At 37.6% G+C, this 9,828-nt stretch carries 9 protein-coding genes; 8 read left to right on the forward strand and 1 reads right to left on the reverse strand.

What is annotated here, in order from left to right:
• Window positions 1-533 precede the first annotated feature (533 nt).
• Complete coding sequence (locus tag ACFIO3_RS03165) at window positions 534-1,328, reverse strand: molybdopterin-synthase adenylyltransferase MoeB (protein ID WP_375608045.1); 795 nt, start codon at window positions 1,326-1,328, stop codon at window positions 534-536.
• An 87-nt stretch (window positions 1,329-1,415) separates the two neighbouring features.
• Here ACFIO3_RS03165 and gshB point away from each other — a divergent pair, with 87 nt between their 5' ends.
• The 8 genes from gshB to ACFIO3_RS03205 form a co-directional block, all read left to right on the forward strand.
• Entirely contained in the window at window positions 1,416-2,363 is a 948-nt protein-coding gene (gene gshB, locus ACFIO3_RS03170; RefSeq protein WP_375704098.1) for a glutathione synthase, read from the forward strand.
• A 134-nt stretch (window positions 2,364-2,497) separates the two neighbouring features.
• Window positions 2,498-3,544: a substrate-binding domain-containing protein gene (locus tag ACFIO3_RS03175; RefSeq protein WP_375615149.1), complete on the forward strand. Its 1,047-nt coding sequence runs from the start codon at window positions 2,498-2,500 to the stop codon at window positions 3,542-3,544.
• 75 nt (window positions 3,545-3,619) lie between these two features.
• Window positions 3,620-5,080, forward strand: coding sequence for a phosphate ABC transporter permease subunit PstC (gene pstC / locus ACFIO3_RS03180; RefSeq protein WP_375686586.1), 1,461 nt, complete (start codon window positions 3,620-3,622; stop codon window positions 5,078-5,080).
• On the forward strand, window positions 5,077-6,369 hold the full coding sequence (gene pstA, locus ACFIO3_RS03185) for a phosphate ABC transporter permease PstA (RefSeq protein WP_375704099.1): 1,293 nt from the start codon (window positions 5,077-5,079) through the stop codon (window positions 6,367-6,369). Before pstC ends, pstA begins: the two co-directional genes overlap by 4 nt.
• 51 nt (window positions 6,370-6,420) lie before the next feature.
• Entirely contained in the window at window positions 6,421-7,179 is a 759-nt protein-coding gene (gene pstB, locus ACFIO3_RS03190; protein WP_375704100.1) for a phosphate ABC transporter ATP-binding protein PstB, read from the forward strand.
• 21 nt (window positions 7,180-7,200) lie between these two features.
• Window positions 7,201-7,923, forward strand: coding sequence for a phosphate signaling complex protein PhoU (gene phoU, locus ACFIO3_RS03195; protein WP_375615147.1), 723 nt, complete (start codon window positions 7,201-7,203; stop codon window positions 7,921-7,923).
• A 551-nt stretch (window positions 7,924-8,474) separates the two neighbouring features.
• Entirely contained in the window at window positions 8,475-9,308 is an 834-nt protein-coding gene (locus tag ACFIO3_RS03200; protein ID WP_375686585.1) for a cell wall hydrolase, read from the forward strand.
• A 179-nt stretch (window positions 9,309-9,487) separates the two neighbouring features.
• Window positions 9,488-9,828: aminopeptidase (locus tag ACFIO3_RS03205; RefSeq protein ID WP_375704101.1), on the forward strand; the 341-nt coding region annotated here is incomplete at its 3' end.

A 9,828-nucleotide genomic window follows, 5' to 3' on the forward strand; every position in this document is an offset into this window, starting at 1 on the left:
ACATCAATTCCCATGTATTTTTCTTATGAACTGAGACAATTGATTGTTCTTATACGTGCAATAATCCTAAGCTGCATTTTATGATGCTTGATGAATAGACGTTTTCTCTTAAGGTTAGAAGTGTGTGGACAGATCATTGACCTTTTATAGTACCGATCACTAAAATATGACTTAGATTATTTATAGGTTATGGTTTGAAGTGAGCACTTTCATGTGAAACAATTTTTATGTGTGACTAGTAAAATAGTTGAATAGAGTTCCGTTGATTGTATTTTTATCTACGTTGAAAATTTTTTACACAAGAATACTGATGGGAGCTAAGTTTGCACGAGTCTCTGTCTATTTATAGACGATGACATGAAATTATGATGATAATCCATTATAGAGAATTATTTTTTCACAAAAGGTTTTCCATATTTGTGATAAATTTAATAGGTTTCATTGGTTACAATGTTTCGATGACTTACGATAAAATATTAGTATTTCAATACATATTGCGAGAGTGCTAAAAGTTAGTGGAAGAGAGAACATCATCAAGATTCTCCAAGCTTCTTAATAACTATGGCATTTTCTTTATAATTTGAGCGTTTATAAGTAATAATATTAAATTGTGCTAATAATCCATTATAGAGAAGAATCTTTCCTACTAATGGCTCTCCGATGTTTGTGATCATTTTAATAACTTCCATTGCTTGTAGGGTCCCAATAACACCGGGTAAAACACCGATAATTCCAGCTTCAGCGCATGTTGGAATAGTATCGGGAGCAGGAGGCGTGGGAAATAAATCGCGATAGTGAGGATTATTGTCTTTATATGGCATAAGGACGGTTAATGAGCCATTAAAACGTTCTACAGCACCACTTATTAAAGGTTTTTTACATTGGGCAGCGTGATCAGCAAGAAGATAGCGTGTCGTAAAATTATCACTTCCATCAACAATGATGTGGTAAGCATTGAGCAGTTTATCCACATTACTGTTATCTAAGCGTAGGGTGTGTTTTTCAACTACAACATGGGGATTTATTGCTTTTATAGTGGTTTCAGCACTGTCTGTTTTGCTTTTGTTCATTGCACTTGTTTTATGAATAACTTGGCGTTGTAAATTGGAAAGTGAAACAATGTCATTATCGATAATTCCAAGGGTTCCAACACCTGCGGCAGCCAAATAGGTTAAGACAGGAGCACCGAGACCACCAGCGCCCACAACAAGGACACGTGCTTTTTTTAGCTTTTGTTGCCCTGCACCACCAATCTCAGGCAAAATGATGTGGCGTGCATAGCGTTCGATTTCTTCGTTGCTTAATTTTGTATCTGTTTCTTGTGTCATAAATTTTCTCTTGTCATAGTTCTTTTATTGTTTACTAAGTTTATGATGCATAGACCAGTCTGCTTTTAGGATAGGGAGGATTTATTTATGAAAATTGCCATTCAGATGGATCATATTTCAACAGTTCGGATTCAAGGAGATACGACATTTGCACTCGCTTTAGCAGCACAAGAACGTGGACATTCTCTCTTCCATTATACACCAGATCGTTTATCTCTGTGCGATGGTTGTGTGATTGCACGACTAGAGCCATTGATTGTACATGATAAAGAGGGAAGCCACTATCAATTAGAAAAGCCTGTTCGCACAGAATTAACAGATATGGATGTGGTTCTTTTACGCCAAGATCCCCCTTTTGATCTCAATTATATCACCACGACTCATTTGTTAGAACGTATTCATCCTAAAACACTTGTTGTGAATGATCCGGCATGGGTACGCAACAGTCCAGAAAAAATTTTTGTTACTGAATTTTCCGATTTGATGCCAGAAACACTAATTACCAAAGATATTGAAGAAATAACAGCTTTTAGAAAGACATTTGGCGATATTATTGTTAAACCACTTTATGGGAATGGGGGCGCTGGTGTTTTTTATTTAAAACAAGATGATCGCAATTTAGCATCATTGTTGGAAATGTTTGCAGAAATTTATCACGAACCTTTTATTGTTCAGCGCTATTTAGAAGTAGTACGAAAAGGAGATAAAAGGATTATTTTGCTTGATGGTGCACCTGTTGGAGCTATTAATCGAATTCCGACAGAAACAGATGTGCGCTCTAATATGCATGTTGGAGGTCGCGCGGAAAATGTTGAGTTAACAAAACGTGATTATGAGATTTGTGAACGCATTGGTCCAGCCTTAAAGGAACGAGGTCTTCTTTTTGTGGGGATTGATGTGATTGGAGATTATATAACAGAAATCAATGTGACGTCTCCTACGGGAATTCGTGAAATTAAACGCTTCTGCGGTACAGATGTTGCTCATTTGTTTTGGGATGTTATTGAGTTCAAGCATTCAAATGAATTTATTTGACAGAAGATAAAAACATGGTTTTAAAAAAATGATCCATATTGTTTTTTTATATTTGTTATGGTGCAAATGTGAACTACAATGACCGTATGATATGAATTAAGAGGCTTTGTCCTCAATTTTTAGGGAGTTTATAGATGAGCAGAGTATTATCAATTGGAGTGGGATTGATTTTTGCGCTACTGCTGTCAGCAAATGGAGGCAATGCACGCGATCAAATACAGATTACTGGTTCATCTACAGTTTTACCTTATCAAAAGATTGTTGCTGAGACATTTGGAGAAATTTATCCCCATTTTAAGGTTCCTGTTATCGAATCGGGTGGAACAGGAGCTGGTATTAAGGAGTTCTGCCGTGGTATTGGGGAGAACACTGTTGATATTGTTAATGCTTCGCGAGCAATGAAATCGAGTGAATTACAGTCCTGTTTTGATGCTGGTGTAAAAGATGTTGAGGAAATACGTATTGGGTATGATGGCATTGTTTTTGCAACAGATATTAAGGGGCCTGATTGGAAATTACAGCCAGTAGATGTTTATAAAGCCCTTGCTGCTCGAATTATTATAGACGGAAAATTGCAACCGAATAATTTTTTGAAATGGAGTACAGTTAATAGTGCTCTTCCTGATTGGACGATAGCAGCGTATATTCCTGGAGAGAAGCATGGGACACGTGAAGTTTTTGAGGAAAAATTACTTATTGAGGGGTGTAAAGAGAGTGGGGCAGTTGAGGTGATGAAGTCTTTAGGAATGGATGATAAGGAGATACACACTGCTTGTATTGCGGTACGTAAGGATGGAAAAGCGGTTGATATTGATGGTGATTATTCTGAAACATTTGCGCGTCTAACTTCTAATAAAACAGGGGTTGGTATTTTTGGTTTGTCTTTTTATCAAAATAATGCTGATAGGCTAAAGGTTGCTGATATTAACGGTTTTGCGCCAACAGTTGAGACGATTTCTAGTGGACAATATCCAGTTTCTCGTCCACTTTTTTTCTATATTAAGAAAGCACATTTAGGTATTGTTTCAGGTTTGCGAGAGTATGTTGATTTTTTTCTTTCTGATCAAATGATTGGTCCAGAGGGTCCTTTGGCTGAATATGGTTTGATTGTTTCTCCTGAAAAGGAACGTCAAGCACAGCGTTTTGATTTTTCTGCTGGTCGAGTAATGACATTGAAATAATTTGCAGGGAAAATTTGTTGGATTTCTGGGGTAGGAAATTTGGGTGCTATTTTTTTATAAAAACTGAAAGATAAAATGCGCATTTCCTTCATTATTTTGCTGTTATTAATTCTTGGATTTTGTGGCTTTTGTATTTCTTATATGCGTGCACGCTTTCTTGAATACAGACGACATAAAATGCATTCTCGTGCGTATTATTATGGCTGGTGGACATTTTTGATTACTGTTATTCCAGCTTTTATTTTTTTAATTTTTTGGGATGCTGGGAGTACAATTTATTTAGAATATAATGCCTCTCAAGAGCTTGAGGCATATAGTGCGCATATAACAGAGCCTGTAAATCATGATTTACTTTGGGAGACTCTTCGAAGTCTTGCCAAAATGCTTCATCACTTTGAAGGGGATCTTTCTACCGCTTCCTATAAGACAGTGCAGGCACAATTATTCGCGAAGGGATTTATTTTACCTGATGAAGTATCGGATGATGTGTACACAATGGCACAGTCATGGGTATTTTCTTCTGAAAAGCTTCAGTTCATTGGTTATGGTTTCCTTTTTGCTATTGCATTCTTTGGTTTTATCTGTGGAATAATGCAAATTGCTCCTCATCAGCGTGCGCGTAATAAGGTTGAATCTTTGATTATTATTGGACTGGTTTGTGCTTCTATCGTTGCTATCTTGACGACAATAGCCATTGCACTTTCTATGTTTTTTCAGACAATAAGCTTTTTTCAGTCTGTATCTTTTTCAAATTTCTTTTTAGGAACGGTTTGGGATCCGCGTTTTTCCGCGAGCGGTTCAAGCGGTGAAGTAGGACAATTTGGTTTAATACCACTTCTTGCTGGTACGCTTTATATTGCATTTGTTGCCATGCTTTTTGCTGTACCTATAGGATTATTTTCAGCTCTTTATATGGCCGAGTATGCTTCTTCGCGATTGCGAGCAATTGTGAAGCCATTGTTAGAAGTTCTTGCTGGCATTCCAACGATTGTTTATGGCTTTTTTGCTTTGAAGGTTGTAGGACCATTTTTACGAGATCTCTCTGCTTCTCTCTCAGACGGGGTTAGTTTTATTATGGCGCAAAGTGTTTTGACTGCTGGAGTTGTGATGGGAATTATGTTGATTCCTTTTGTTTCCTCTTTGTCGGATGATGTTATAACAGCTGTTCCACGCATTTTACGTGAAGGTTCTTATGGTTTAGGAGCAACACAATCTGAAACAATTAAGAAAGTCGTTATACCGGCAGCGCTTCCAGGGATTATGGGAGCAATTTTGTTGACAGCATCGCGTGCAATTGGTGAAACAATGATTGTGGTTTTGGCGGCGGGTGTTGCTGCAAACTTAACACTCAATCCTTTCGAAGCAATGACGACGATGACAGTTAAGATTGTTAATCAATTGACTGGTGATTTTGAGTTTAACTCTCCACAAACTTTGGTGGCTTTTGCATTAGGAATGACACTCTTTGTCATGACACTTTTGATGAATATTCTAGCTCTTTATATTGTGCGTAAATATCGGGAACAATATGAATGAATGAAAAAATTCTTTTTCCTCGTCGCAATATTAGCCTCAAACGTCGGTATTGGGCTGAACGTCGTTTTCGTGCTTATGGTTTGATTGCCATTTTTATTGGTTTGTTTTTTTTATTTGCGCTTTTATGGTCTATCATTAGTCAAGGTTATACAGCCTTTTTGCAGAGTCAAATGACATTATCGATTTATTTGGATGAAAAGATTATTGATCCAGGTGGTCAACATAAAACAAATCCACAGGTCCTCATAATGGCGAATTATCCAATTCTTGTACGCAATGCGTTAGCCAAGAAACTTGATATCGATCAAAATGATCGAGCCTCCCTGCGGGATGTTAGCCGTATGTTTTCAAGTGGTGTACGTGTTCAACTCCGTGAAATGGTGACAAAGAATCCAAGACTGATTGGCACAATGCAAAAAATCAAAGTTTTGGCAGCTGCGGATATCGATTCTGCTTATAAGGGGCAGATTGATCTGTATGTAGCAGAAAAAAACCGTAAAGTTTCTAATCGGCAAATAGAATGGATAAAGCGTTTAGCGCATGATGGTACGCTTTATAAAACATTTAATGTTGGTTTTTTTACACTTGGCGCTTCAAGTCGTCCTGAGACTGCTGGGTTAGGGGTTGCGATTATTGGTTCTCTTTATATGATAGGCATTGTTTTATTGGTTTCACTTCCGATAGGCATAGCAACGGCTCTTTATTTGGAAGAATATGCACGTAAAAATAAATTTACAGATTTTATCGAAGTTAATATCAATAATCTTGCAGCTGTTCCTTCGATTGTCTTTGGTCTTTTAGGACTCGCGGTTTTTATTAATTTTTTGGGATTACCACGTTCCGCTTCTTTTGTTGGGGGGCTTGTTTTAGCGCTCATGACTCTCCCCACGATTATTATTGCAACACGTTCTGCTTTGCGTGCTGTTCCTCTCTCTATTCGTGCAGCAGCTTTAGGGTTGGGGGCATCAAAAACACAAATGATTTTTCATCATGTTATTCCTTTAGCCGCGCCTGGTATTTTGACAGGTACAATTATTGGAGTAGCTCAGGCTTTGGGTGAAACTGCGCCTTTGCTTTTGATTGGAATGGTTGCTTTTGTTGTTAATATTCCTACGACTCCCATGGATCCAGCAACAGCGTTGCCTGTTCAAATTTTTATGTGGGCTGGTGAAGCAGAGCGCGCTTTTGTTGAAAAGACGTCAGGGGCTATTATTGTATTAATGATTTTTCTTGCGATCATGAATATTTCTGCGGTTTTTTTACGTCGACGATTTGAACGCCGCCAATAATTTTAATAAAATAACAATTTCGATAAGATTTTTGTAAGGTGAGTTTTTGTAATGAAGATTAAAATGCGTGGTCAGGATGTGAAGGTTTCTTATGGAGACAAAGAGGCACTCCATGGTATTACACTTGATATTCCTGAACATCAAGTGACTGCTTTGATTGGTCCATCAGGATGCGGGAAGTCAACTTTTTTGCGTTGTTTTAACCGTATGAATGATACGATTGAAGGTGCTAAAATAACGGGTCTTATTACCTTAGATGGGGAGAATATTTATGATCAGAGGATTGATATTGTAGAATTGCGTGCTCGTGTTGGAATGGTTTTTCAAAAGCCTAGTCCTTTTCCAAAATCTATATTTGAGAATGTTGCGTATGGTCCACGCATTCACGGTTTGGTTAAAACACGCTCTGAATTGCATGATGTGGTTGAAAAGAGTTTGAGGCAGGCAGGTTTGTTTGAAGAAGTAAAAGACCGTCTTCATGATCTTGGAACAAGTTTATCAGGGGGACAACAACAGCGTTTGTGTATTGCACGTGCTATTGCGGTTAGTCCTGAAGTTATTTTGATGGATGAGCCTTGTTCAGCTCTTGATCCCATTGCGACAGCACGGATTGAAGAGCTTATCGATGCGTTACGGCAAAATTATACAATTGTTATTGTAACACATTCCATGCAACAGGCCGCACGTGTTTCTCAATATACGGCTATGTTTCATTTAGGGCATTTGGTAGAAGTTGGTGCAACTGAAATGATCTTTACTTCACCAAAAGAGCAACGGACGCAAGATTATATTACGGGGCGTTTTGGATAGGTGAATTGAGGAGTGTAAGATATGTCTATGAAACATACTGTCCGTTCTTATGATGCAGAACTAAAATATTTAAGAGTAAGGATTACAGAAATGGGGAGCCATGCAGAAAGGATGATTGAACGTTCTGTCGCATCGGTTGTGTGTAGTGATCTTCAACTTGCAACGACAGTGATTGCCGATGATGTGTTTTTAGATGAAGCAGAACGTGACATTGATGAAAAAGCGGTTGCTATTATATGCAAACGCCAGCCGATGGCTGTCGATTTGCGTGAAATTATTGGAGCCATTCGTATTTCTTCTGATCTTGAGCGGATTGGGGATATGGCCAAAAACATTGCTAAGAGGACTGTTGCACTTTCAGAAATACGTCAATCTGCATCTTTTTATCATGGACTTGAAACAATTACAGCTTTAGCGCTCAATCAATTAAAAGAAGTGTTAAATGCTTATACGAGTCGCTTATTAGAGCGTATTGACGCTGTGCGGGAGCGTGATGAGAAGATTGATGCTTTGTATACTTCTCTTTTTCGTGAACTTTTGACGTATATGATGGAAGATATGCGCAATATTACGGTTTGTACGCACTTACTGTTTTGTTTAAAAAACATTGAACGAATTGGTGATCATGTTACCAATATTGCTGAAATGTTGCATTATATCATAACGGGTTATCATATGTCTTCTGATCGTCCTCGCGATGATCTTACTTATAAAGTTGGGGTAGGTGATAAGAAAATAGATTAAAATTTTTCTTATATGTATAAAATAAGTTTGTAGATATATGAGTATTTTCTTAGAGTGCAGCTATAGAAAGAATAAGATAACCATCTTATGGAAAAGCACAAAGAAGTAACAAAGAGTTTTTTCAGAGAAGCATGGCAGATTTCTAACTCTTGATTTGACATATTTGTATATTGAATGATACCATCATTCACACTGTGGCTGGAGGGGAGTTTTCTAGGGGAATTTCCTTTCAGATCATTTTGTTAAAATTTTATATTCAAAGGGGATATCTGTATTATTTTTTTCGTATGTAGAAGAAGTGGATAGTGTTATTTTATTGTAATTGAAACGTCTGGGTTATTATGGCCTATATTGAATCGTGAAGAATAACAATATCGATCTGTAAATTAAGAGTTTTTTATTTTTTATTTTGCATAGATACTTTTTGATTACCTCTTGTATTAAAGTTTTACTGAGTGGTAACAATTAGCTATGTACTTTATTGAGAGATACATTTAAAGCTCATTTCAAAATTTGAATAGCTTAGAGATTATAGGAATGTGTTGCATAAGATGAAAAAAAATCGTTGGAATGTTTTTGTTACCTGTTGTGTAGCGCCGTTAGTTGTTGTGGGATGTGCTTCAAATCATTTAGATACTGGAAAAATAAATAATAAGACAAAAACGGTTACGTATCCATTGACAGAGCGTCAATGCCTTATGCGAGCGATGTATTTTGAATCAAATCGCACAAGCCGTGAAGGAATGATTGCCGTTGGGACGGTTGTTATGAATCGTGTTAATTCAACTGCCTATCCTAAGACGATTTGTGGTGTTGTTGGTCAATATAAGCAGTTTGCTCCTGGTGTTTTAACACGTCCTATGACGGAGAAAGCATCTGTTGCTCGTGTAAGAGAAGCGGCTGATGCCGTTTTACGGGGTGAACGAGATAATAAAGTTAAACACGCTAAGTTTTTTCATACCGCTGGTTTGTCTTTTCCGTATAAAAACATGCACTATGTTCATGTTGCAGGGGGAAATGCTTTTTATGAAAAACGATCGCGTGATGGGTCACTTCAAATTCCTACAAATAATCGCCCTTATGATGTTGCTTATGCGTTTGCCCAAGAACGTTCTGGTAATACGCCAAGCTTTGTGGATGAAAGTTTAGAAAGTAGAGGAATAAGAACAGAAAAGAGTATATCTTCTTCTACACAGGTAGCACAGTCCAAGACGGACCATCCTACGTCTTTTGCGATGGTACAGCTTGATAAAGTTCCCATTCCCGCCTATGCGCCTCAACACCCAGCTAGGAAAGAAGAAAATAAACCGATTATGGCGTTACCTTCATCAGATCAGTTAAATGCAATTGTTGCAATGTTAGAAAAACGGTACACAAACCGATAATTTTTGCACGACCAAGGAAGTGTTTTTACAATCCATTGCAGTTTATGAATTAAGTGAACTCTTTAGCGATCATGATATCCATAATTATACGTGGAGAAAGTAAATTCAAAAGATATTGAATAACAATTTATAATATGACGACATAAAGAACGCATTCTATTTAAAAAAGGGTATTGGTAATGTACTTTGATATTCATGAGACAATTTCGCCTGAAATGCTTAATCGTCTTGCAGAAATTACAGTGAAAGTGGGGTTGAATTTACAAGAGGGGCAGGATCTTGTTTTAACTGCTCCAGTTTCAGCCCTCCCTTTTGTTCGGCGTATCGCATATCATGCTTATAAGATTGGTGCTGGTGTCATTACACCAATTTTTAGTGATGATATGTTATCACTTACACGTTTTGAAAATGCTCATACGGCTAGTTTTGATTGTGCTCCTTCTTGGCTCTATGAGGGAATGGCAAAGGCTTTTGAAAATGGGGCAGCGCGTTTAGCGATTGTTGGGGATAATCCTTTGCT

The sequence above is a fragment of the Bartonella sp. AD328YNZD genome, assembly GCF_042196425.1.

Excerpts from the sequence above, each read along its gene's own strand:
- ACFIO3_RS03165 (WP_375608045.1), bottom strand. The coding sequence starts at position 1,328 with ATGACACAAGAAACAGATACAAAATTAAGCAACGAAGAAATCGAACGC.
- gshB (WP_375704098.1), top strand. The coding sequence starts at position 1,416 with ATGAAAATTGCCATTCAGATGGATCATATTTCAACAGTTCGGATTCAA.
- ACFIO3_RS03175 (WP_375615149.1), top strand. The coding sequence starts at position 2,498 with ATGAGCAGAGTATTATCAATTGGAGTGGGATTGATTTTTGCGCTACTG.
- pstC (WP_375686586.1), top strand. The coding sequence starts at position 3,620 with ATGCGCATTTCCTTCATTATTTTGCTGTTATTAATTCTTGGATTTTGT.
- pstA (WP_375704099.1), top strand. The coding sequence starts at position 5,077 with ATGAATGAAAAAATTCTTTTTCCTCGTCGCAATATTAGCCTCAAACGT.
- pstB (WP_375704100.1), top strand. The coding sequence starts at position 6,421 with ATGAAGATTAAAATGCGTGGTCAGGATGTGAAGGTTTCTTATGGAGAC.
- phoU (WP_375615147.1), top strand. The coding sequence starts at position 7,201 with ATGTCTATGAAACATACTGTCCGTTCTTATGATGCAGAACTAAAATAT.
- ACFIO3_RS03200 (WP_375686585.1), top strand. The coding sequence starts at position 8,475 with ATGAAAAAAAATCGTTGGAATGTTTTTGTTACCTGTTGTGTAGCGCCG.